Raw genomic sequence first — 21,783 nt, forward strand, 5'->3', positions numbered from 1 at the left:
GGAGCGCGCATGTTTCACCGTTTATGGACACTGATCCGCAAAGAGCTGCAATCCCTGCTGCGCGAGCCGCAAACCCGCGCCATTCTGGTGTTGCCGGTGCTGATCCAGGTTTTACTGTTCCCGTTTGCCGCCACCCTTGAGGTGACCAACGCCACCATTGCTATTTACAACGAAGACAACGGCAAACATTCCGTCGAGCTAACGCAGCGCTTTGCGCGTGCGAAGGCCTTTACCCACATCCTGCTGCTGAAAAGCCCGCAGGACATTCAGCCCACCATCGACACGCAAAAAGCGCTGCTGCTGGTGCGCTTCCCGGCGGATTTCTCCCGCAATCTGGATACCTTCCAGACCGCGCCGATGCAGCTGATCCTCGACGGGCGTAACTCCAACAGCGCCCAGATCGCAGCCAACTACCTCCAGCAGGTGGTGAAGGATTACCAGCAGGAGCTGATGGACGGCAAACCGAAGCCCAACAACAGCGAACTGGTGGTGCGCAACTGGTATAACCCGAATCTGGACTACAAGTGGTTTGTGGTGCCGTCGCTGATCGCCATGATCACCACCATCGGGGTGATGATTGTGACCTCTCTCTCCGTCGCCCGCGAGCGCGAACAGGGCACGCTGGATCAGCTGCTGGTCTCTCCGCTCGCCACCTGGCAAATTTTCGTCGGCAAAGCGGTGCCGGCGCTGATTGTCGCGACCTTTCAGGCCACCATCGTGCTGGGCGTGGGAATATGGGCTTACCAGATCCCGTTCGCCGGATCGCTGGCGCTGTTTTACTTCACGATGGTGATTTACGGGCTGTCGCTGGTGGGGTTTGGGCTGCTGATTTCCGCACTCTGCTCGACGCAGCAGCAGGCGTTTATCGGGGTATTCGTCTTTATGATGCCCGCGATCCTGCTCTCCGGGTACGTCTCGCCGGTTGAGAATATGCCGGTGTGGCTCCAGGATCTGACGTGGATAAACCCGATAAGGCACTTTACGGATATCACCAAGCAAATCTATCTGAAGGATGCGAGTCTGGATATTGTCTGGGGAAGTTTGTGGCCGCTACTGGTCATCGCGGCCACGACAGGCTCAGTGGCCTATGCGATGTTTAGACGCAACATCGCGTAGCTTTTTCTCTTTGGTCAGCAACGAGACCACCGCAGGCCCTGCGAGGATTGCCAGACCCGCCAGGGCCAGCAGCAGGTTGTTTTGCAGCACGCGTGACAGCAGCCACAGAACAATCATCGCCGCACCAAAGTACCAGGTGGTGGTGAGCTCTTCGAGCACGTCACCCACCTCGCGCCAGCGCGCGTCATGGTGGCGCTGCAAGAACAGCATCGACAGCACGGTGACGCCGTAAAGGACGCATAGCCCCAGGCCAACACGTACCAGCGTGCCGCTCATCCAGCCCATAACCAGTACGGCCACGACCAGTAAATGCAACATTATCTGCCAGCAACTCAGGCCAGTTGCGACACGAACACGTTGTTGCCACTTCATGGCTTCTCTCCTGAAGGATTTTTCTCTGCTTAATCAGACTATCGCACTTTACGGAAAATTCCGTAACGCCGCATCTTTTTGTGACGACGACTACACTTTATTTTCATCGGGATAGTCACTCAGGAAGGAGCTTATGACGAAAAAAATGCAGCATTTCTCGCTTAAAGTGCTGACGATAAACATTCATAAGGGCTTCACAGCATTTAACCGCCGCTTCATTTTACCGGAGCTGCGCGACGCGGTGCGCACCGTCAGCGCGGATATTGTCTGCCTGCAGGAGGTGATGGGCGCACACGAAGTACATCCGCTTCACTTTGAGAACTGGCCCGACACGCCGCACTATGAATTTCTGGCCGACACCATGTGGAGCGATTACGCCTACGGCCGCAACGCGGTCTATCCTGAAGGTCATCACGGCAACGCGGTGCTGTCGCGTTATCCCATTGAACATTATGAAAACCGCGACGTTTCCGTCGGGGAGAGCGAAAAACGCGGCCTGCTCTACTGCCGCATTACCCCGCCCGACCTTGAGCTGCCCATCCACGTCGGCTGCGTTCATCTGGGCCTGCGCGAAGCCCATCGTCAGGCGCAGCTGAAAATGCTGGCCGAATGGGCCAACGCGCTGCCTGACGGTGAACCTGTTGTCGTGGCAGGCGATTTCAACGACTGGCGCCAGCGGGCAAACCATCCGTTGAAGGTGGATGCCGGGCTGGAGGAGATCTTCACCCGGGCGAACGGCAGGCCTGCGCGCACGTTCCCGGTCCGTTTCCCGCTGCTGCGGCTTGACCGCATCTACGTTAAAAATGCCCACGCCAGCAGCCCGACCGCCCTGGCGCTTCTCAACTGGCGGCATCTTTCCGACCATGCCCCGCTCAGCGCGGAGATCCACTTATGAAATGTTCCTGGCAGGAAGGCAACCGGATCACGCTGCTGGTCAACGGGGACGAGTATTACCCGGCCGTGTTTAAGGCAATTGATAACGCCCAGCAGAAAGTGATCCTCGAAACCTTTATCTGGTTCGAAGACAACGTCGGCAAGCAGCTGCACAGCGTGCTCCTGCGCGCCGCACAGCGCGGCGTCAAAATTGAAGTTCTGCTGGATGGCTACGGCTCGCCGGACCTCAGCGATGCGTTCGTCAATGAACTGACCGCCGCAGGCGTGGTATTCCGCTACTACGATCCCGGCCCTCGCCTGTTCGGCATGCGGACCAACCTTTTCCGCCGAATGCACCGCAAAATTGTGGTGGTGGATGAGACGGTAGCGTTTGTCGGCGGCATTAACTACTCGGCGGAACATATGTCCGACTACGGCCCGGAAGCGAAGCAGGATTACGCCATTCGCATTGAAGGCCCGGTGGTGCAGGACATCTTGCTGTTTGAGCTGGAGAACCTGCCGGGGAAAGAGGCCGTACGCCGCTGGTGGCGACGCCGCCATCGCCCGGAAGAGAACCGGATGCCTGGCGAAGCGCAGGCGCTTTTCGTCTGGCGCGACAACGGCGAGCACCGGGACGACATTGAACGTCACTATCTCAAGATGCTCGCTAACGCGAAGCGCGAAGTGATCATCGCCAACGCCTACTTCTTCCCGGGCTATCGCCTGCTGCATGCCATGCGCAATGCCGCCCGACGCGGCGTGCGCGTGAAGCTGATTGTGCAGGGCGAGCCGGATATGCCGATCGTCAAAGTCGGGGCGCGGCTGCTGTACAACTACCTGGTGAAGGGCGGCGTCCAGATCTACGAATACCGCCGTCGGCCGCTGCACGGCAAAGTCGCGCTGATGGACGATCACTGGGCCACCGTAGGCTCCAGCAACCTCGATCCGCTGAGCCTGTCGCTTAACCTTGAAGCCAACCTGATCATTCACGACCGCCAGTTTAACCAGACCCTGCGGGATAACCTGCAGGCGTTGATCGTTAACGACTGCGTGCGCGTGGATGAGTCTATGGTTCCCAAACGCACCTGGTGGAACCTGGGCATCAGCGTGGTGGTGTTCCACTTCCTGCGGCATTTCCCGGCGATGGTCGGCTGGCTGCCGGCGCATACGCCGAAGCTGGCGCAGGTGGACCCGCCGGTACAACCCGAAATGGAAACCCAGGACCGCATTGAAGCGGAAGACGGAGGCAAACCCTGATGTCAAAATCGCATCCACGCTGGCGTCTGGCAAAAAAGATCCTCACCTGGGTATTCTTTATTGCCGTCGCGGTGCTGCTGGTGGTCTACGCGCAGAAAGTGGACTGGGAAGAGGTGTGGAAGGTCATCCGCAACTATAACCGGATGGTGCTGCTGGGCGCGACGGGGCTGGTTATCGTGAGCTACCTGATGTACGGCTGCTATGATCTGCTGGGTCGGGCCTACTGCGGCCACAAGCTGGCCAAACGTCAGGTGATGCTGGTGTCGTTTATCTGCTACGCCTTTAACCTGACGCTGAGCACCTGGGTCGGGGGGATTGGCATGCGCTATCGCCTCTACTCGCGGCTCGGCCTGCCGGGCGGGACCATCACGCGCATTTTTTCCCTGAGCATTACCACCAACTGGCTGGGCTATATCCTGCTCGGCGGGGTGATCTTCACCATCGGCGTCGTGCAGCTGCCCGCGCACTGGTATATCGACGAGGCCACGCTGCGCATTCTGGGCATCGTGCTGCTGCTGATTATCGCCGTTTATCTCTGGGCCTGCGCGTTTGCAAAGCGCCGCCATATGACCATCAAAGGGCAAAAGCTGGTCCTGCCCTCGTGGAAGTTTGCGGTGCTGCAGATGGCGGTCTCCAGCGCCAACTGGATGGCCATGGGGGCGATTATCTGGCTGCTGATTGGCGAGGACGTCAATTACTTCTTCGTGCTGGGCGTGCTGCTGGTGAGCAGCATTGCCGGGGTGATTGTGCACATTCCGGCGGGGATCGGCGTGCTGGAGGCGGTGTTTATTGCCCTGCTGGCCGGGGAGCATGTTTCTCAGGGAACGATTATCGCCGCCCTGCTGGCGTACAGGATGCTGTATTACTTCCTGCCGCTGGCGCTGGCAACGATCTGCTATCTGGTGCTGGAAAGTCGGGCGAAAAAGCTGCGGGCGAAGAATGAGAGGATGCTGGCGAAGTGAATAAGTCGGGTGGCGGCTTCGCCTTACCCGACCTACGGTTCGCGATTCGCAGGACGGGTAAGGCGAAGCCGCCACCCGGCAAAGCAACCTTAGCGACGGTTGCCTAAAATCCGCAGCAGCATCAGGAACAGGTTGATGAAGTCCAGATAGAGCGTCAGCGCGCCCAGAATCGCGTATTTGCGCAGGTTTGAACTGTCGCGCACGTCGATCTGCTCGCCGATGTTTTTCAGCTTCTGGGTGTCGTAGGCGGTCAAGCCAACAAAGACCACCACCCCGATGTAGGTCACGGCCCACATCAGCGCGTCGCTCTTCAGCCACAGGTTCACCAGTGACGCCAGCACAATCCCGATCAGCCCCATAAACAGCATGCTGCCGAAACCGCTCAGATCGCGCTTCGTGGTGTAGCCGTACAGGCTCATCGCACCAAACATCCCGCCGGTGACCACGAAGGTGCTGGCGATGGATGAGTAGGTGTAAACGATGAAAATACTGGAAAGCGTCAGCCCCGTTAGCGCCGAATAGAGCATAAACAGGGTCGTTGCCATGCCGGCACTTAGCTTGTGCACCAGACCCGAAAGCACAAACACCAGCGCCAGCTGCGCAATAATCAGCCCAAAGAAGGTGATTTTGCTGGAGAAAATAAACATCATCAGCTCCGGCGTATTCGCCGCATACCACGCGATAAACGCGGTAAGCAGCAGGCCAACCGTCATCCAGCCGTACACCTGAGCCATATACGTCTGCAGGCCGCTACGGGTCTGCTGCACTATTGAATCGGAACGCGGAAATCGGTCCATGATTCACTCCTGATTAAGATTAAGTAGACACACTCGTTAAGAGTAACACATCCACGTAAACCGACTACCAACGGCTGGCGGCCTGTTTATCGCTGTCGCGAGATTCCACCCAGCGGTCCCCTTCCGGCGTGGCTTCGCGCTTCCAGAACGGCGCTTTGGTTTTGAGGTAATCCATAATGAACTCCCCTGCCGCAAACGCGCTGCCGCGGTGCGCGCTGGTCACCCCGACAAAGACAATCTCCTCGCCGGGCCACATCTCGCCGATGCGGTGAATCACCGTGACGCGTCCGAGCGGCCAGCGGCCTCGCGCCTCGTCCACTATCTCCGCCAGCGATTTCTCCGTCATGCCGGGATAGTGCTCCAGCGTCAGCGCCTTCACGCTGTCACCGAGGTTGTGATTGCGCACTTTGCCGGTAAAGGTCACGACGGCACCGTCTTCGTCGCGTTCCGCCAGCCAGCTGTATTCTGTCCCTACGTTAAAGCGCTCAGGGCCAACCAGAATGCGGGTTTCACTCATATTAGCCCCCTGTGACCGGCGGGAAGAAGGCCACTTCATCGCCTTCCTTCAGCGGATGAGTGAACTCCACCAGCGTCTGGTTAACGGCGGCCAGCAGCTTGCCTTCGTCGAGCGCCAGCGCCCAGCGGTCGCTCTGTGCCGCCAGATGCGCGCGCAGGGCCGCAACGTTGTCAAAAGACGCATCCAGCGTCAGGCTGTCGGTATTCACCAGCTCGCGCACCTGCGCAAAAAAGAGCACCTTAATCATGGCTGTCCACCTTAAAATCTCCGGATTTGCCGCCGCTTTTTGCCAGCAGGCGAACCGGGCCAATCACCATGTCTTTCTGCACCGCTTTGCACATGTCGTAGATGGTCAGCGCGGCCACGGACGCTGCCGTCAGCGCCTCCATCTCCACGCCGGTTTTGCCGGTTAAGCGGCACAGCGATTCAATGCGCACGCGGCTCTGCTCCGGCTGCGCCTGCAGGTTTACCTCCACCTTGCTCAGCATCAGCGGATGGCACAGCGGAATTAAGTCCCAGGTGCGCTTGGCGGCCTGAATACCGGCGATGCGGGCGGTGGCAAAGACATCACCCTTGTGATGGCTGCCGTCGATGATCATCGCCAGCGTTTCCGGCAGCATGGTGACGAACGCTTCGGCGCGCGCTTCGCGCACCGTTTCCGCTTTGGCAGAGACGTCCACCATATGCGCTTCGCCAGCGGCGTTAATGTGGGTCAGTTGTGACATAGCTTATTTCTTTAAATGGGGATGGAAATTACACGGACGGGTACGGGCATCCAGCTGCGGGGCGATGATGTTTTCCCACGCGGTGCGGCAGGCTTTGGTCGAGCCCGGCATGGCGAAAATCAGGGTGTTGTTCGCCACCCCGGCAACGGCGCGCGACTGGAGCGTGGAGGTGCCAATCTCTTCAAAGGAGAGCATGCGGAACACCTCGCCGAAGCCTTCCACCTCGCGATCGAACAGCGGGATCAGCGCTTCGGGGGCCTGATCGCCTGCGGTAAAGCCGGTGCCGCCGGTGATCAGCACCACCTGCACCTCATCGCTGGCGATCCACTGAGAGACCTGCGCGCGAATGGCGTAGCGGTTCTCCTTCACGATCGCTTTATCGACGATGTGATGTCCCGCGTCATGGGCCGCCTCGCGCAGCCAGTGGCCGGAGGTATCATCCTCTTCGCCACGGCGATCGGAAACGGTAAGGATAGCAATGCGTGTCGGGATAAATTCTGCGCTTACCTGACTCATCTTCTGATTCCTTCTTAAGCCTGATTACCCGCCGATGTAAGACAGGTTCTGAGTAATGCCGGTATTGCCCTGATGCAGGAAGTGGGTCTGTTTTTTATGCGTCAGCGCTTCAGAAATGCGCGCTTCAAGCGCCTCCTGCTGGGCATCGTCTGCCAGCAGATCGCGAAGATCCACGCCGCCGTCCCCGAACAGGCACAGGTGCAGCTTGCCGACGGAAGAGACGCGCAGGCGGTTGCAGCTGGCGCAGAAGTCTTTCTCGTAAGGCATGATAAGCCCAATTTCGCCTTCGTAATCAGGATGGCAGAAGACCTGCGCCGGACCGTCGCTGCGCTGGCGGATCTGGTGGATCCAGCCGCGTTTCAGCAGCGCGTCGCGTAGGACCATGCCGGAGATGTGATGACGACGGAACAGCTCGCTGCCCTCGCCGGTTTCCATCAGCTCGATAAAGCGCAGCTGAATGGGGCGGGATTTGATCCAGGCGAGGAAGGTGTCCAGCTGATGGTGGTTGACGTCGCGCATCAGCACCGTATTGACTTTGACCTTCTCGAACCCGGCGCTGAACGCCGCGTCGATGCCGTCCATCACCTGGCGGAATTTATCCTGGCCGGTAATGGCGTGAAACTGGCGGGCGTCGAGACTGTCCACGCTGACGTTAATGGCGGTTAAGCCCGCATCGCGCCAGGTGGCCACGTCGCGCGCCATGCGGTAACCGTTGGTGGTCACGGCAATCTGGCGAATGCGGTCGTTTTCACGCACGGCAGCAATGATGTCCGGGAAATCACGGCGCAGAGAGGGTTCACCGCCGGTCAGACGCACTTTTTCGGTGCCGAGCTCAGAGAAGGCGCGCGTGACGCGGCGCACTTCATCCACGGAGAGAAAGCCGTTATTGGTGACGCTGCCCGGTTTGTAGCCGTCGGGCAGGCAGTAGGTGCAACGGAAGTTGCACACATCGGTAATCGACAGACGTAAGTAATAAAACTTACGCGCGAAAGCATCAGTAAGTTGTGAAGCCATGTACACCTTTCCAGATACGGGAGGCACAGTCATTTCTTTCTGTACCCTGGTGGCAAATTCGCCACGGCCAGAGCGCCATATCTTTCGACACAGGCACAAGGGCTAGAGTGTATGTTTTCAGTGTTGAAAACGTGGTTAAGGCGATAGTAGCGCGGAAAGTCTGACAGCGCCATTATCGCTTTTCGCTATATAATTGCGTATATAGCGAATCAATCCTGCATTTTCGCTACAGAATACCTAAAAACTGCACTTTCACATTGATATACGTCATTTTGCTTCGGGTGAGGCATCGTCTTTTAGGGGTAGTTAGGTTACTGTTACGCGATCGAACGTGATAAGGAATACGTATGCGCAATCGCACTTTTGCGGATCTTGACCGAGTGGTCGCTCTTGGCGGAGGCCACGGCCTGGGCCGCGTTATGTCCTCTTTGTCGTCACTCGGCTCAAGGCTGACAGGGATAGTGACCACCACCGATAACGGCGGCTCAACCGGGCGGATCAGACGTGCCGAAGGCGGTATTGCCTGGGGCGATATGCGCAACTGCCTGAACCAGTTAATTACCGAGCCGAGCGTCGCATCGGCGATGTTTGAGTACCGTTTTGGCGGCAATGGCGAACTTTCCGGACATAACCTCGGAAATCTGATGTTAAAGGCGCTGGATCACCTGAGCGTAAGGCCTCTTGAAGCCATCAATCTGATCCGTAACCTGCTCAAAGTGGACGCATTTCTGATCCCGATGTCTGAACAACCGGTCGATTTGATGGCCATCGACGCCGAAGGGCATGAAGTATACGGCGAAGTGAACATTGACCAGCTTCTGCTGCCGCCCAAAGAGCTGATGACTTACCCGAGCGTGCCGGCGACGCGTGAAGCCGTAGAAGCAATTGGCGATGCGGATTTAATTCTGATCGGCCCGGGCAGCTTTTACACCAGCCTGATGCCGATCCTGCTGGTGAAAGAGCTGGCGCAGGCGCTGCGCCGCACCCCGGCGCCGATGGTCTATATCGGTAACCTGGGCCGTGAGCTGAGCCCGGCAGCGGCGAGCCTGTCGCTGGCGGACAAGCTGGACCTGATGGAGCAGTACGTCGGTAAGAAAATTATCGACGGTGTCGTGGTTGGGCCAAAAGTGGATGTGACAGGGATTGGCGATCGCGTGGTGGTGCAGGAGCCGCTGGAAGCCAGCGATATTAAATATCGTCACGACCGCCACCTGCTGCGCGAGGCGCTGGAGAAAGCGATTCAGGCGTTGGGTTAACAAAAACCCCGGTGGCGCTGCGCTTACCGGGGTGACAAAAGACGCTAAACCTGTAGGCCCGGTAAGCGCAGCGCCACCGGGCAAAAAACTCACGATGCCGCGATAAACAGATCCCGCAGCTGATGAAGCTGGTCGCGGATCTGCGCCGCCTCTTCGAACTCCAGGTTCTGCGCGTGCTGCATCATCTGCCCTTCCAGCTCGTGGATCTTCTGCTGCAGCGCCTTCGGCGTCAGCACGACGGTATCTTCTTCCACCACTGAACGCGCCTTGCCGCGGCCTTTCGCTTTGGTTTTGGCAATGTTCTGGCCCAGCGCCAGAATATCCACCACCTTCTTGTTCAGCCCCTGCGGGGTAATGCCGTGCTCTTCGTTGTAGCGCTGCTGCTTCTCGCGGCGGCGCTCCGTCTCACCGATCGCTTTCGCCATTGACGGGGTGATTTTGTCGCCGTACAGAATCGCTTTCCCGTTGACGTTACGCGCGGCGCGGCCAATGGTCTGGATCAGGGAGCGTTCAGAGCGCAGGAAGCCCTCTTTATCCGCGTCCAGAATCGCCACCAGCGAGACTTCCGGCATATCCAGACCTTCCCGCAGCAGGTTAATCCCTACCAGCACGTCAAACTCGCCCAGACGCAGGTCGCGGATAATCTCCATGCGCTCCACGGTATCGATATCCGAGTGCAGATAACGCACCTTCTCGCCGTGCTCTTCGAGATACTCGGTCAGGTCTTCCGCCATACGCTTGGTGAGCGTGGTCACCAGCACGCGCTCGTTAATGGCGGAACGGGCGCGGATCTCAGAGAGCAGGTCGTCTACCTGCGTCGCCACCGGACGCACCTCGATAATCGGGTCCAGAAGCCCGGTCGGACGCACTACCTGGTCAACCACCTCATCGCCCGATTTTTCCAGCTCGTAGTTGCCCGGCGTGGCAGAGACGTAGATGGTTTGCGGCGCCAGCGCCTCAAACTCTTCAAACTTCATCGGACGGTTATCCAGCGCTGACGGCAGGCGGAATCCGTACTCCACCAGCGTCTCTTTACGCGCCCGGTCGCCGCGGTACATCCCGCCGATCTGCGGGATCGTGACGTGGGATTCGTCGATCACCAGCAAACCGTCGGCCGGAAGGTAATCAAACAGCGTCGGCGGCGGCTCGCCCGGCCCGCGCCCGGAGAGGAAGCGGGAGTAGTTTTCGATGCCGGAGCAGTAGCCCAGCTCGTTCATCATCTCCAGGTCGAACTGAGTACGCTGGCTGAGGCGCTGCTCTTCCAGCAGCTTATTGTTCGCCAGCAGCACTTTGCGGCGCTCGGCCAGCTCCACTTTGATCTCTTCCATCGCCTGCACGATACGCTCGCGCGGCGTCACGTAGTGCGTTTTCGGGTAGATGGTGAAGCGCTGGATCACCGACTCAACGTGTCCTGTCAGCGGGTCGAAGAGCGACAGGCGTTCGACCTCCTCGTCAAACAGCTCAACGCGCAGCGCCATATCGTCCGATTCCGCCGGGAAGATGTCGATCACTTCGCCGCGCACGCGGAACGTACCACGCTGGAAGGCCTGGTCGTTGCGGGTGTACTGCAGCTCCGCCAGACGACGCAAAATCGCGCGCTGGTCGATGATCATCCCCTGCGTCAGGTGCAGCATCATCTTGAGATAGAGATCCGGGTCGCCCAGGCCGTAAATCGCCGAAACAGAGGCCACCACAACCACATCGCGACGCTCCAGCAGCGCCTTAGTGGCCGACAGTCGCATCTGCTCAATGTGTTCGTTCACCGACGCATCTTTCTCGATGAAGGTATCAGAGCTCGGCACATAGGCTTCTGGCTGGTAGTAATCGTAGTAGGAGACGAAATACTCAACGGCGTTTTCCGGGAAGAACTCTTTCATCTCGCCGTAAAGCTGCGCCGCCAGGGTTTTGTTGGGCGCCAGCACCATCGTAGGGCGCTGGAGATCCGCAATCACGTTGGCAATGGTAAAGGTTTTACCCGAGCCGGTAACCCCGAGCAGCGTCTGGTGCGCCAGCCCATCTTCCAGCCCCTCTTCCAGACGACGGATCGCTTCAGGCTGATCGCCAGACGGACGGAAAGCAGAATTCAATTTGAACGGTTTACTCATGGGCGACAACCTGATGACGTTATAAGCGGCAGGTGAATAATTTTACTCCTTGTTGCCAGGAATGCCAGTAAAAAACACTGGATGAAAAACCAGTAGCATGTCAGGATATTTAGCATAGCGCCTGAATGATTAGCGCGATAGCGGCCAAAATTTGGACAGTGGCAACATAAAACACCAGTCAGGTCAGGTTATCCCCAGAACTTTTTCTTTTTTAACATTTGTCAAGCCAGGTAATGATAGTTTTATGGCAACGGGTGACACTTTCATGACGGGAATTGATTTTATCTAACCAATTAAAAAATAAACGATATTTTCTAAAGCCGCGTTTCGCGTCAATTTGGGCGTAAGCCGCGTCTTCTCTCGCTTATCGCGTGTTTTCTAACTCTAATGCACATGGTTATCCACAGGAATAGTGGATAACTGCTTCCAGCCCATACAGACTGGCGCTCTGCAAATTCCCGGATTTTCCCACGAGGCGGCAGCAAAAAATTTTTATAGCTCTTTTTTGCTGATTAACAGTCGCGTCATTCATAACCAACTGACGAGATCTTGCTCACATTTCCATCATTTCTGGCTCTGCACCACAACTCAACACCGTCGGCACCGTCGATGTGCAATCCCCCTTTTTATCCCCCGCGCTTCTGTGACTTATTCCTAAAAAAGACGCTTTTTTAATCACTTTCCGCTTTATGGCAGGGGTTTTGCAGTTTAACAACGAGCCACACCTACACACATTTTTAAGGAGAGAAAGATGTTGAGCCTGCGTGCAGTGAATCAGTTTTACGGAAGTCAACATACGCTATGGAATGTGGATTTAGATTTTCCGCAAGGGATGTGTACAGGCGTCGTTGGCCTGCCGGGGATGGGGAAAACCACCCTCATGAATTGCATCGCCGGGAAAGTGCCCGTCGAAAGCGGCAGCATCATCTGGTATGAGGCAGGCGCGCCGCCGCGCGATTTGCTCAACCCGCCGCCAGAACAGCGTTCCGGGCCGGGAATAGGCTATGTCTCGCAGGACAGGCGGATCTTCTCCCAGCTCACGATTGAGGAGAACCTGCATATCGCCATGCGGGCGACGGGGAAACCGAACCCGGAGGCGAAAAATGACGTTTACGACCTGTTCCCGGCGCTCTATGCCTTGCGACGAACCCGCGCCAACGCGCTCTCTCCGGACGACCAGTATCAGCTGGCGCTGGCTAATGCGCTGGTGAACCGCCCTCACCTGCTGATCCTGGATGAACCGCTGCACGGCGCGGGGCACAGCGTTGCCCAGAAGCTGGTGCAGCTGCTGGGGCGCTTAAACCGGGAGTTAGGGATGACGGTGCTGTTAGCGGAGCAGCAGCTGTCGTTTATCCGCCGGGTGGCGGACCGTTTCTGTCTGCTCTATCGCGGGCGTAACGTGGCGCAGGGCCACGTTAACGAACTGGATGACGAGCTTATCGCTCACTGGATGTCGCGGGAAGCAAAACGCTGAGATCGAGATAACGTCCGATTTCGGCATTTTCCGCGCCGTCAGCCAGCCAGGGAATTTCCCCGAGGCACGGCGCGGGAAGGACGCGCCTGAGCGTCGCCAGATACGCCTGATGGCGTTTACCCGGCGCAACCACGTCGTTGGCTATCCAGCCCGCAAGACGCAGCCCGGCCTGCTGTACGGCCTGTGCGGTCAACATGGCGTGATTGATGCAGCCCAGCTTGACGCCGACGACAAGAATGACCGGAAGCTGCTCGGCCTGCACCCAGTCAGCAAACGTCTGCGTGTCTGAAAGCGGCGTAAACCAGCCGCCGGCCCCTTCCACCAGCACCCAGTCGGCCTGTCTTTCCAGCGTCCGCAATCCGGCGGACAGCACGGCGAAATCAATCGGACGGCCTTCATCAGCGCTGACAATGTGCGGCGAGGTCGGTTCGGCAAAGGTGTACGGATTCACTGCAGAATAGGCGAGTTCACGCGTGCTGTTACGCTGGAGCGCGAGCGCGTCGGTGTTGCGTAACCCTTCCGCCGTCATCTCGCTGCCGGACGCCACGGGCTTATACCCGGCGGTGTTTTTCCCGAGCAGCCGTGCCGCCTGCAGCAATGCCGTGCTGGCAACCGTTTTGCCCACTTCTGTGTCCGTGCCGGTGACAAAATAACGTTCAGTCACGTTCGATAACCCCATGAAAAAGTTGATAGGAGAGCGGGAAATGCCCCCGCTGCTGCGGCCAGGCCAGCTCAAGGCGCTGCAGCTGCCCCCGGGTAAGCGGTTTTTTCTCGCGTCCGGTATGCAGGTGCGTGGCGCCGATGCCCTTCAGCGAACGCATGGCGCTGAACGCATCGCTAAAATTGAGCGTGATGGTCTGCACCGTGCTGCGATAGCGCCAGCCTGCCAGCGCCTGCGTCACCTGCTCATGCGATAAAAACCGGTTAGCGTGCGGCTGTTCATCCACCGCTTTCCAGGCCTGATTCAGCTCCGGCAGCGAACTTTCCAGCAAGGTGGTAAAGGCCACCTTCCCGCCAGGCCGCGCCACGCGATAAAGCTCGCGCAGAGCCTGCGGCAGGCTGCTGCACCACTGAACCGCCAGATGGCTCCAGACCAGATCGAACTGCGCGTCCGCCAGCGGGATCGCCTCGATATCGGCCAGCAGATAACGATCTGCCGCCTGCCGCTGGCGTGCCTCTTCCAGCATCCGGGCTGAGAGATCGATAGCCGTCACCTGGCTTCCCGCCCCGCGCCAGTAGCGGCTGTTGCTGCCGGGACCACAGCCAGCGTCCAGCACCTGTGGAAAAACGTTCTCGCCAAGGGCGGCCAGAAGCCCCTGCGCGCTCAAACGCTGCAGCTCATCATGCTGCGAATAGCTCTGCGCGGCGCGGCCAAATGCGGCCGCGATGGCCTGCTTATTCACCGGCATCATGGAGCGCCTCCAGCAACGTCTCAATATCCTGTGCTTCATGCGCCGCCGTCAGGGTTAAGCGCAGCCGCGCCGTGCCCGGTGGGACGGTGGGCGGGCGGATGGCCGTGACCCACATGCCCCGCTGGCGCAGCGCCTGTGCCAGTGCCAGCGCGCGGCCGTTTTCACCGACAATCACCGGCTGGATAGCGCTCTGCGAATCGGGACTGTGGAAAGGCAGCGCCGCGAGTCCCTGACGGAAGCGCGCAATATGCTCTGCCAGCCGCTGGCGACGCTCATCTCCTTCTGCGCTGCGTATCACCGCCAGCGACGCTGACAGCGCTACGGCCTGCGCCGGAGGCATGCTGGTGCTGTAAATCAGGTGGCGGGCAAACTGCAGCAGATAGTCGGCGACGGATTCGCTGCACAGCACGGCGGCGCCGCTGACGCCAAAGCCTTTGCCGAAGGTGACAATCAGCAGTTCCGGCTTCACGTTTTGCTGGTATGCGCTCCCGCGCCCTTCGTCGCCCATCACGCCAGTGCCGTGGGCATCGTCCACCAGCAGCCAGGCGTTTTGCCGCTTTGCGGCCTCGTGCAGCGCGGCAAGCGGCGCGCTGTCGCCGTCCATGCTGAACACCCCTTCCGTGACCGCCAGCTGTTGTCCGTCGCAGGGTTTATCCAGCAGCGCAGCAAGCTGCCCCGCATCGTTATGGGCAAAACGCCGCAGCTGCGCCGGGCTTAAATTTGCCGCCTCCAGCAGGGAGGCGTGGCTTAAGCGATCGGCGACAATGCGATCGTCCTTGCCCATCAAGGCCGTGATGACCGCCTGGTTGGCGGCAAAGCCGGAGATAAACAGCAGCGCGCCCGGGTAGCCCAGCCAGTCGGCAAGCGCCTCTTCCAGCGCCTGATGCGCCGTGGTGTATCCGCTGACGTGTCCCGATCCGCCGCTGCCCACGCCAAACCGCTCCGCGCCCTGCTGCCAGGCGCGGATAATGGCCGGATGCTGGCTCAGCCCGAGATAGTCGTTGCTGGAGAAATTGCAGAACTGCTGGCCTTCACGGGTAAGAAAACGGCCCGCGCCGTTTTCCACCACCTTGCGAACGCGGAATGCCTCTGCCGCCCGACGGTCGTCGAGCGCAGAGTTGATACGTGCCTGCCAGGTCATACGGCTGCCGCGTTGTAGAACTGGTCGGTGTCGGCGTTGAAAATCTGCTGCTCCAGCTGCTGCTGTTGCTCGTTATCGCCCGTCAGCACCTCGGTCTGGTGCGGGTTCAGCCCCAGCTTGCGGAACAGCTGAACATCTTTGTCCTCTTCCGGGTTCGGCGTGGTCAGCAGCTTGCAGCCGTAGAAGATGGAGTTGGCGCCGGCCATAAAGCACATCGCCTGGGTCTGCTCGTTCATCTGCTCGCGGCCCGCTGAGAGGCGAACGTAAGACGTTGGCATCATGATGCGCGCCACCGCGATGGTGCGGATAAAATCAAACGCATCCACGTCCTCGTTATCCGCCAGCGGCGTGCCCTTGACCTTCACCAGCATGTTGATCGGCACGCTTTCCGGCGGGGTCGGCAGGTTCGCCAGCTGCAGCAGCAGGCCCGCGCGGTCTTTCACCGTTTCGCCTAAGCCCACGATGCCGCCGGAGCAGACCTTGATCCCCGCGTCACGCACTTTATCCAGCGTATCCAGACGCTCCTGGTAGGTACGCGTGGTGATGATATTGCCGTAAAATTCCGGCGAGGTGTCGAGGTTGTGGTTGTAGTAATCCAGCCCCGCGGCCGAGAGGCGCTGCGCCTGCTCTTCGTTGAGCGTGCCGAGGGTCATGCAAGCTTCGAGGCCCATCTCCTTCACGCCCTTCACCATCTGCTCCAGATACGGCATGTCGCGATCGTGCGGGTTCTTCCACGCCGCGCCCATGCAGAAGCGGGTTGAACCGGCATTTTTGGCCTTGCGCGCGGAGTCGAGAACCTGCTCGACCTCCATCAGGCGCTCTGACTCCAGACCGGTTTTGTAGCGCGCGCTCTGCGGGCAGTATTTGCAGTCTTCGGGGCAGGCGCCGGTCTTGATCGACAGCAGCGTGCTGACCTGAACATGGCGGGGATCGAAGTGCTGACGATGCACCTGTTGGGCTTCGAACATCAGCTCAAGGAAAGGTTTGTTAAATAATTCAGTAACTTGCGACATCGTCCAGCGTGCGTGGTGAGCCATCGGGCTTCTCCAAAGGGTTTTGTTAATTTTCGGTTCGGTTTATACTCGTAAACCTAAAACTTTTCAAAATGGTTTACAAGTCGATTATGACCCAGGACGATCTCGCCTTCGACAAGCAGCATATCTGGCACCCTTACACCTCCACCACCCGCCCCCTTCCCGTCTATCCGGTGGCCTCCGCCCACGGCTGCGAGCTGCACCTCGCCAGCGGCGAGCGGCTGGTTGACGGGATGTCCTCCTGGTGGGCGGCGATTCACGGGTATAACCACCCGCGCCTGAACGCGGCGATGAAGGCGCAGATTGACCAGATGTCGCACGTGATGTTTGGCGGGATCACCCACCAGCCCGCGGTGGATTTATGCCGCCGTCTGGTGGCGATGACGCCTGACTCGCTGGAGTGCGTGTTCCTGGCGGATTCCGGCTCCGTGGCGGTGGAAGTGGCGATGAAAATGGCGCTGCAGTACTGGCATGCAAAGGGCGAAACGCGCCAGCGGTTCCTCACCTTCCGCAACGGCTATCACGGGGATACCTTCGGGGCGATGTCGGTGTGCGATCCGGACAACTCCATGCACAGCCTGTGGAAGGGGTATCTGCCGGAAAACCTGTTCGCCCCTGCGCCGCAGAGCCGCTTCGACGGCGAGTGGAACGAGATGGACATGGTCGGCTTCGCCCGACTGATGGCGGCACATCGTCATGAGATTGCCGCCGTCATTCTTGAACCGATCGTGCAGGGCGCGGGCGGGATGCGGATGTACCACCCGGAATGGCTGAAGCGTATTCGCAGGATGTGCGACCGCGAGGGCATTCTGCTGATTGCCGATGAGATCGCCACCGGCTTTGGCCGCACCGGCAAGCTGTTTGCCTGCGAACATGCGGGCATTGCGCCGGATATTCTGTGCCTCGGTAAAGCGCTGACGGGCGGCACCATGACGCTCTCCGCCACGCTCACGACCCGCCAAGTGGCCGACACCATCAGCGACGGTGAAGCCGGCTGCTTTATGCACGGCCCGACGTTTATGGGTAACCCGCTGGCCTGCGCCGTGGCGAGTGAAAGCCTTGCGATTCTGGAGAGCGGCGAGTGGCAGACGCAGGTTGCGGCGATAGAAGCGCAGCTGAAATCGGAGCTGAGCGCCGCCTCGGGCGCGAATTTCGTGGCGGACGTGCGCGTGCTGGGCGCCATCGGGGTGATTGAAACCACCCATCCGGTGAATATGGCCGCGCTGCAGCGCTTCTTCGTGGACCAGGGCGTGTGGGTCCGGCCTTTCGGCAAGCTTATCTATCTGATGCCGCCGTACAGCATCACGCCAGAGCAGCTTCGAAAATTAACCGACGCGGTTGTAACAGCCGTTAACATTCCCGCGCATTTCACGATTTAACCCAATGCATTACACTTGCTGAACGAGCGATCAACGAGGGTAAACCGTATGAAAATCATCAGTAAAGATCTGCGCGACGGCGAAAAGCTGCCGGAACGGCACGTTTTCAACGGCATGGGGTATCAGGGCGATAACATCTCCCCGCACCTGGCGTGGGACGAGGTTCCGGCAGGCACCAAAAGCTTTGTCGTGACATGCTATGACCCGGATGCGCCAACCGGTTCCGGATGGTGGCACTGGATCGTGGCGAACCTGCCTGCCGACACGCGCGTGCTGCCGCAGGGTTCCGGTTCAGGCCTGGTTGCCCTGCCTGAAGGTGCCATTCAGACGCGTACTGACTTCGGTAAAGCGGGCTACGGCGGCGCGGCGCCACCAAAAGGGGAAACCCACCGCTATATCTTCACGGTGCACGCGCTGGACGTGGAGAAGATTGAGGTTGATGAAGGGGCGAGCGGCGCGATGGTCGGGTTTAACGTGCATTTCCATTCCCTGGGGAGCGCGTCGATAACGGCGATGTATTCGTAAAAAAAGCCGGGTGGCGGCTACGCCTTACCCGGCCTGGATTTCGCACTCGTAGGCCCGGTAAGCGCAGCGCCACCGGGCAAAAAAATCACAGCACCGAAGGTAGCAGCCCCACCAGCCGCCCTTCTTCCAGAAGCTGCATCGCCTTATCAATATCCGGGGCAAAGAAGCGGTCATCATCGTAATGCGTGACGTGCTCGCGCAGCGCATGACGCGCCTGCTCCAGCAGCGGGCTGGATTTAAGCCCTTCACGCAGATCGATACCCTGACTTGCCGCCAGCCATTCCACCGCCAGCACGCCGCGGGTGTTGGAGGCCATTTCCCAGAGACGACGCCCGGCAGCTGGTGCCATCGAAACGTGATCTTCCTGGTTTGCAGACGTTGGCAGGCTGTCCACGCTGTGCGGGTGCGACAGGGCTTTGTTCTCGCTTGCCAGCGCTGCGGCCGTCACCTGAGCAATCATAAAGCCCGAGTTGACCCCGCCGTTACGCACCAGGAACGGTGGCAGCTGGGACATGTGTTTATCCATCATCAGCGCGATGCGGCGCTCGGACAACGCGCCGACTTCGGCAATCGCCAGCGCGATATTATCCGCCGCCATTGCCACCGGCTCGGCGTGGAAATTACCGCCGGAGACCACCTCGTTTTCCTGGGCGAACACCAGCGGGTTATCGGACACCGCGTTGGCCTCCACCAGCAGCACCTCCGCCGCCTGGCGCAGCTGCGTCAGGCACGCGCCCATCACCTGCGGCTGGCAGCGCAGGGAATACGGATCCTGCACCTTCTCACAGTTGTGGTGTGACTCCGCGATCTCGCTGGTGTCGGTAAGCACGTGACGGTACATCGCGGCGGCATCAATCTGTCCCCGCTGACCGCGCACCTCGTGGATGCGGGCATCGAACGGGCGACGCGAGCCCAGCACCGCTTCGGTGGTCAGCGCACCGCACACCACCGCCGAGGCAAACAGATCTTCCGCTTCAAACAGGCCGCGCAGCGCGAAGGCGGTCGATGCCTGGGTACCGTTCAGCAACGCCAGCCCCTCTTTCGCCGCCAGCGTGATCGGCGTTAAGCCGGCTTTTTTCAGCGCCTCTTTCGCAGGCAGCCACTCGCCCTGCCAGCGCGCTTTGCCTTCGCCCAGCAGCAGCAGCGACATGTGCGCCAGCGGCGCGAGATCGCCGGAGGCACCGACGGAGCCCTTCGCCGGGATCCACGGATAGACCTCCGCATTAACCAGCGCCATCAGCGCCTGAATCACGCTCAGGCGAATGCCGGAGAAACCGCGCGCCAGGCTGTTGATTTTGAGCACCATCATCAGACGGACAATCTCATCGTCAAGCGGCTGACCCACGCCCGCCGCGTGCGACAGCACCAGCGAACGCTGCAGGTTTTCCAGATCGTGCGTCGCGATGCGGGTCTGCGCCAGCAGCCCAAAGCCGGTATTAATCCCGTAAGCCGTGCGCCCTTCGGCAACGATGGCTTCAACGCAGGCCACGCTGTCGTTAATGGCGGCGTGGGCGCTTTCATCAAGCGACAGGGTGACCGGCTGACGCCAGACGTTACGCAGCTGCTTGAGCGTCAGTGAGCCGGGAGTGAGTGTTAACGCGTTCATTCATGCTTTCCTTGTGTGGCAGGGATCATCGGCAGGTTAAGTCCCTGCTCTTTGGCACAGTCAATGGCAATCTCGTAACCCGCATCCGCGTGACGCATCACGCCGGTGGCCGGGTCGTTGTGGAGCACGCGAGCGATACGCGCGGCGGCTTCATCGGTACCGTCGCAGACGATGACCATCCCGGAATGCTGGGAGAAGCCCATTCCCACGCCGCCGCCGTGGTGCAGCGACACCCAGGTCGCGCCGCTGGCAGTGTTGAGCAGGGCGTTCAGCAATGGCCAGTCGGAGACCGCGTCCGAGCCGTCGCGCATGGCTTCGGTTTCGCGGTTCGGGCTGGCGACGGAGCCGGAGTCCAGGTGGTCTCGGCCGATGACGATCGGCGCGGAAACTTCACCGCTGCGCACCATTTCGTTGAAGGCGAGGCCCAGTTTTTGACGCCACTCCAGCCCTACCCAGCAGATACGCGCCGGCAGGCCCTGGAAGTTAATGCGCTCGCGGGCCATGTCCAGCCAGTGGTGCAGGTGTTCGTCATCGGCGACGATCTCCTTCACTTTGGCGTCGGTCTTGTAGATGTCCTCCGGGTCGCCGGACAGGGCAACCCAGCGGAACGGTCCGATGCCGCGGCAGAACAGCGGGCGGATATAGGCCGGGACGAAGCCGGGGAAGTCGAAGGCGTTACTCACGCCCATCTCTTTCGCCATCTGGCGAATGTTGTTGCCGTAGTCAAAGGTCGGAATGCCCATCTGGCTGAAGGCCAGCATCGCAGAGACGTGTTCCGCCATGGAGCGTTTCGCGGCAAGCACCGTGCCTTCCGGGTCGGCCTCCGCTTTTTGCTGATAGTCTTCCCACGACCAGCCTTTTGGCAGGTAGCCGTGCAGCGGATCGTGGGCGCTGGTCTGGTCGGTGACCAGATCCGGTCGCACGCCGCGGGCGACGAGTTCAGGAAGAATGTCCGCCGCGTTGCCGCACAGGGCAATCGACACCGCTTTGCCTTCGGACGTGTACTTTTTAATGCGCGCCAGCGCGTCATCGAGATTCTCGGCCTGTTCGTCGACGTAACGGGTGCGCAGTCGGAAATCAATGCGGCTCTGCTGGCACTCAATGTTCAGCGAGCACGCGCCGGCCAGCGTGGCGGCCAGCGGCTGCGCGCCGCCCATCCCGCCAAGACCGGCGGTCAATACCCAGCGGCCTTTCAGCGAGCCGTTGTAGTGCTGGCGACCGGCCTCCACGAAGGTTTCGTAGGTGCCCTGCACGATCCCCTGACTGCCGATGTAGATCCAGCTCCCGGCGGTCATCTGGCCATACATCGCCAGCCCTTTCGCGTCGAGTTCGTTGAAGTGTTCCCAGGTGGCCCAGTGCGGCACGAGGTTAGAGTTGGCGATCAGCACGCGCGGGGCATTTTTGTGGGTTTTAAACACGCCAACCGGCTTGCCGGACTGCACCAGCAGGGTTTCGTCGTTTTCGAGTTCGGTCAGTGCCTTAACAATGGCGTCATAGCATTCCCAGTTGCGCGCGGCGCGGCCAATGCCGCCGTAGACCACCAGCTCGTGGGGGTTTTCCGCCACCTCAGGATCAAGGTTGTTCATCAACATGCGCAGCGGGGCTTCGGTGAGCCAGCTTTTGGCAGTAAGGGTGGTGCCGCGCGCGGCGCGGACGTCCTGCTGGCGGTATTTACCTGACGACATTGTGTGCTCCTATACGG

The 21,783-nt window shown here is 59.7% G+C and carries 22 protein-coding genes and 1 riboswitch; of the genes, 8 read left to right on the top strand and 14 right to left on the bottom strand.

Annotation, left to right across the window (positions count from 1 at the left end; all coding sequences use genetic code 11):
- Positions 1-9: 9 nt before the first annotated feature.
- Positions 10-1,116 carry an ABC transporter permease gene (locus tag N6P30_RS05865; RefSeq protein WP_008501150.1) on the top strand — a complete coding sequence of 369 codons (1,107 nt, stop codon included), beginning with the start codon at positions 10-12 and terminating at the stop codon, positions 1,114-1,116.
- Here the strand turns inward: N6P30_RS05865 and N6P30_RS05870 are convergent.
- A complete protein-coding gene (locus N6P30_RS05870; RefSeq protein ID WP_008501149.1) occupies positions 1,078-1,488 on the bottom strand; it encodes a YbhQ family protein in 411 nt (136 codons plus the stop codon). The two genes, N6P30_RS05865 and N6P30_RS05870, sit on opposite strands and share 39 nt — an antisense overlap.
- Positions 1,489-1,621: 133 nt before the next feature.
- Here N6P30_RS05870 and N6P30_RS05875 point away from each other — a divergent pair, with 133 nt between their 5' ends.
- From N6P30_RS05875 to N6P30_RS05885, 3 genes are read left to right on the top strand one after another with little or no spacing between them, the layout of a single operon-like run.
- A complete protein-coding gene (locus N6P30_RS05875; protein WP_008501148.1) occupies positions 1,622-2,383 on the top strand; it encodes an endonuclease/exonuclease/phosphatase family protein in 762 nt (253 codons plus the stop codon).
- A complete protein-coding gene (gene clsB, locus N6P30_RS05880) occupies positions 2,380-3,618 on the top strand; it encodes a cardiolipin synthase ClsB (RefSeq protein ID WP_023292957.1) in 1,239 nt (412 codons plus the stop codon). The genes N6P30_RS05875 and clsB overlap by 4 nt, the downstream gene beginning before the upstream one ends.
- On the top strand, positions 3,618-4,580 hold the full coding sequence (locus N6P30_RS05885; RefSeq protein ID WP_023292958.1) for a YbhN family protein: 963 nt from the start codon (positions 3,618-3,620) through the stop codon (positions 4,578-4,580). The genes clsB and N6P30_RS05885 overlap by 1 nt, the downstream gene beginning before the upstream one ends.
- Positions 4,581-4,669: 89 nt before the next feature.
- Here the strand turns inward: N6P30_RS05885 and N6P30_RS05890 are convergent, their stop codons facing one another.
- The 6 genes from N6P30_RS05890 to moaA all read right to left on the bottom strand — a co-directional run bounded on the left by N6P30_RS05890 (position 4,670) and on the right by moaA (position 8,149).
- Positions 4,670-5,377, bottom strand: coding sequence for a Bax inhibitor-1 family protein (locus tag N6P30_RS05890; protein ID WP_023292959.1), 708 nt, complete (start codon positions 5,375-5,377; stop codon positions 4,670-4,672).
- A gap of 64 nt (positions 5,378-5,441) precedes the next feature.
- A complete protein-coding gene (gene moaE, locus N6P30_RS05895) occupies positions 5,442-5,894 on the bottom strand; it encodes a molybdopterin synthase catalytic subunit MoaE (protein WP_021240989.1) in 453 nt (150 codons plus the stop codon).
- 1 nt (position 5,895) lies between these two features.
- A complete protein-coding gene (gene moaD / locus N6P30_RS05900) occupies positions 5,896-6,141 on the bottom strand; it encodes a molybdopterin synthase sulfur carrier subunit (protein ID WP_023292961.1) in 246 nt (81 codons plus the stop codon).
- The gene (moaC, locus tag N6P30_RS05905; protein ID WP_023292962.1) at positions 6,134-6,619 is read right to left on the bottom strand and encodes a cyclic pyranopterin monophosphate synthase MoaC; all 486 of its coding nucleotides are present in this window, start codon (positions 6,617-6,619) and stop codon (positions 6,134-6,136) included. Before moaC ends, moaD begins: the two co-directional genes overlap by 8 nt.
- A 3-nt stretch (positions 6,620-6,622) precedes the next feature.
- The gene (gene moaB, locus N6P30_RS05910) at positions 6,623-7,135 is read right to left on the bottom strand and encodes a molybdenum cofactor biosynthesis protein B (RefSeq protein WP_023292963.1); all 513 of its coding nucleotides are present in this window, start codon (positions 7,133-7,135) and stop codon (positions 6,623-6,625) included.
- 24 nt (positions 7,136-7,159) lie between these two features.
- Complete coding sequence (moaA, locus tag N6P30_RS05915; RefSeq protein WP_008501140.1) at positions 7,160-8,149, bottom strand: GTP 3',8-cyclase MoaA; 990 nt, start codon at positions 8,147-8,149, stop codon at positions 7,160-7,162.
- Positions 8,137-8,271, bottom strand: a riboswitch (molybdenum cofactor riboswitch). Its footprint overlaps the gene before it by 13 nt.
- A gap of 225 nt (positions 8,272-8,496) precedes the next feature.
- Between moaA and yvcK the strand changes: the two genes are divergently transcribed.
- Positions 8,497-9,405: a uridine diphosphate-N-acetylglucosamine-binding protein YvcK gene (gene yvcK, locus N6P30_RS05920; protein WP_008501139.1), complete on the top strand. Its 909-nt coding sequence runs from the start codon at positions 8,497-8,499 to the stop codon at positions 9,403-9,405.
- Between the two features lie 89 nt (positions 9,406-9,494).
- Here the strand turns inward: yvcK and uvrB are convergent, their stop codons facing one another.
- Positions 9,495-11,510, bottom strand: coding sequence for an excinuclease ABC subunit UvrB (uvrB, locus tag N6P30_RS05925; RefSeq protein ID WP_008501138.1), 2,016 nt, complete (start codon positions 11,508-11,510; stop codon positions 9,495-9,497).
- Between the two features lie 751 nt (positions 11,511-12,261).
- On the opposite strand from uvrB, the gene N6P30_RS05930 reads away from it, so the two are divergent.
- On the top strand, positions 12,262-12,984 hold the full coding sequence (locus N6P30_RS05930; protein ID WP_023292964.1) for an ABC transporter ATP-binding protein: 723 nt from the start codon (positions 12,262-12,264) through the stop codon (positions 12,982-12,984).
- On the opposite strand, the gene bioD is transcribed toward N6P30_RS05930, so the two are convergent.
- Genes bioD through bioB form a run of 4 tightly spaced genes read right to left on the bottom strand, consistent with a single transcriptional unit; the run spans position 12,947 to position 16,574 of the window.
- Positions 12,947-13,648: a dethiobiotin synthase gene (gene bioD, locus N6P30_RS05935; RefSeq protein ID WP_072207090.1), complete on the bottom strand. Its 702-nt coding sequence runs from the start codon at positions 13,646-13,648 to the stop codon at positions 12,947-12,949. The genes N6P30_RS05930 and bioD overlap by 38 nt on opposite strands.
- The gene (bioC, locus tag N6P30_RS05940) at positions 13,641-14,396 is read right to left on the bottom strand and encodes a malonyl-ACP O-methyltransferase BioC (RefSeq protein ID WP_023292966.1); all 756 of its coding nucleotides are present in this window, start codon (positions 14,394-14,396) and stop codon (positions 13,641-13,643) included. The genes bioD and bioC overlap by 8 nt, the downstream gene beginning before the upstream one ends.
- Positions 14,380-15,537 (bottom strand): 8-amino-7-oxononanoate synthase, encoded by a 1,158-nt coding sequence (bioF, locus tag N6P30_RS05945; RefSeq protein ID WP_023292967.1) that lies wholly within the window; start codon positions 15,535-15,537, stop codon positions 14,380-14,382. Before bioF ends, bioC begins: the two co-directional genes overlap by 17 nt.
- Complete coding sequence (bioB, locus tag N6P30_RS05950) at positions 15,534-16,574, bottom strand: biotin synthase BioB (RefSeq protein ID WP_008501133.1); 1,041 nt, start codon at positions 16,572-16,574, stop codon at positions 15,534-15,536. The genes bioF and bioB overlap by 4 nt, the downstream gene beginning before the upstream one ends.
- An 86-nt stretch (positions 16,575-16,660) precedes the next feature.
- Between bioB and bioA the strand changes: the two genes are divergently transcribed.
- Together bioA and N6P30_RS05960 are read left to right on the top strand one after the other, a co-directional pair.
- Entirely contained in the window at positions 16,661-17,950 is a 1,290-nt protein-coding gene (bioA, locus tag N6P30_RS05955) for an adenosylmethionine--8-amino-7-oxononanoate transaminase (protein WP_072207089.1), read from the top strand.
- Between the two features lie 48 nt (positions 17,951-17,998).
- Positions 17,999-18,475, top strand: a complete 477-nt coding sequence (locus N6P30_RS05960; protein WP_010428810.1) for a kinase inhibitor — start codon at positions 17,999-18,001, stop codon at positions 18,473-18,475.
- Positions 18,476-18,560: 85 nt separating this feature from the next.
- On the opposite strand, the gene hutH is transcribed toward N6P30_RS05960, so the two are convergent.
- Both hutH and hutU read right to left on the bottom strand, forming a co-directional pair.
- Entirely contained in the window at positions 18,561-20,081 is a 1,521-nt protein-coding gene (hutH, locus tag N6P30_RS05965) for a histidine ammonia-lyase (RefSeq protein WP_008501129.1), read from the bottom strand.
- Positions 20,078-21,766 carry a urocanate hydratase gene (hutU, locus tag N6P30_RS05970; RefSeq protein WP_023292969.1) on the bottom strand — a complete coding sequence of 563 codons (1,689 nt, stop codon included), beginning with the start codon at positions 21,764-21,766 and terminating at the stop codon, positions 20,078-20,080. Before hutU ends, hutH begins: the two co-directional genes overlap by 4 nt.
- Between the last annotated feature and the right edge of the window lie 17 nt (positions 21,767-21,783).

The organism is Enterobacter sp. PL1 (assembly GCF_945957325.1).
Taxonomy (GTDB): Bacteria; Pseudomonadota; Gammaproteobacteria; order Enterobacterales; family Enterobacteriaceae; genus Enterobacter; species Enterobacter roggenkampii.

Excerpts from the sequence above, each read along its gene's own strand:
- N6P30_RS05865 (WP_008501150.1), top strand. The coding sequence starts at position 10 with ATGTTTCACCGTTTATGGACACTGATCCGCAAAGAGCTGCAATCCCTG.
- N6P30_RS05870 (WP_008501149.1), bottom strand. The coding sequence starts at position 1,488 with ATGAAGTGGCAACAACGTGTTCGTGTCGCAACTGGCCTGAGTTGCTGG.
- N6P30_RS05875 (WP_008501148.1), top strand. The coding sequence starts at position 1,622 with ATGACGAAAAAAATGCAGCATTTCTCGCTTAAAGTGCTGACGATAAAC.
- clsB (WP_023292957.1), top strand. The coding sequence starts at position 2,380 with ATGAAATGTTCCTGGCAGGAAGGCAACCGGATCACGCTGCTGGTCAAC.
- N6P30_RS05885 (WP_023292958.1), top strand. The coding sequence starts at position 3,618 with ATGTCAAAATCGCATCCACGCTGGCGTCTGGCAAAAAAGATCCTCACC.
- N6P30_RS05890 (WP_023292959.1), bottom strand. The coding sequence starts at position 5,377 with ATGGACCGATTTCCGCGTTCCGATTCAATAGTGCAGCAGACCCGTAGC.
- moaE (WP_021240989.1), bottom strand. The coding sequence starts at position 5,894 with ATGAGTGAAACCCGCATTCTGGTTGGCCCTGAGCGCTTTAACGTAGGG.
- moaD (WP_023292961.1), bottom strand. The coding sequence starts at position 6,141 with ATGATTAAGGTGCTCTTTTTTGCGCAGGTGCGCGAGCTGGTGAATACC.
- moaC (WP_023292962.1), bottom strand. The coding sequence starts at position 6,619 with ATGTCACAACTGACCCACATTAACGCCGCTGGCGAAGCGCATATGGTG.
- moaB (WP_023292963.1), bottom strand. The coding sequence starts at position 7,135 with ATGAGTCAGGTAAGCGCAGAATTTATCCCGACACGCATTGCTATCCTT.
- moaA (WP_008501140.1), bottom strand. The coding sequence starts at position 8,149 with ATGGCTTCACAACTTACTGATGCTTTCGCGCGTAAGTTTTATTACTTA.
- yvcK (WP_008501139.1), top strand. The coding sequence starts at position 8,497 with ATGCGCAATCGCACTTTTGCGGATCTTGACCGAGTGGTCGCTCTTGGC.
- uvrB (WP_008501138.1), bottom strand. The coding sequence starts at position 11,510 with ATGAGTAAACCGTTCAAATTGAATTCTGCTTTCCGTCCGTCTGGCGAT.
- N6P30_RS05930 (WP_023292964.1), top strand. The coding sequence starts at position 12,262 with ATGTTGAGCCTGCGTGCAGTGAATCAGTTTTACGGAAGTCAACATACG.
- bioC (WP_023292966.1), bottom strand. The coding sequence starts at position 14,396 with ATGATGCCGGTGAATAAGCAGGCCATCGCGGCCGCATTTGGCCGCGCC.
- bioF (WP_023292967.1), bottom strand. The coding sequence starts at position 15,537 with ATGACCTGGCAGGCACGTATCAACTCTGCGCTCGACGACCGTCGGGCG.
- bioB (WP_008501133.1), bottom strand. The coding sequence starts at position 16,574 with ATGGCTCACCACGCACGCTGGACGATGTCGCAAGTTACTGAATTATTT.
- bioA (WP_072207089.1), top strand. The coding sequence starts at position 16,661 with ATGACCCAGGACGATCTCGCCTTCGACAAGCAGCATATCTGGCACCCT.
- N6P30_RS05960 (WP_010428810.1), top strand. The coding sequence starts at position 17,999 with ATGAAAATCATCAGTAAAGATCTGCGCGACGGCGAAAAGCTGCCGGAA.
- hutH (WP_008501129.1), bottom strand. The coding sequence starts at position 20,081 with ATGAACGCGTTAACACTCACTCCCGGCTCACTGACGCTCAAGCAGCTG.
- hutU (WP_023292969.1), bottom strand. The coding sequence starts at position 21,766 with ATGTCGTCAGGTAAATACCGCCAGCAGGACGTCCGCGCCGCGCGCGGC.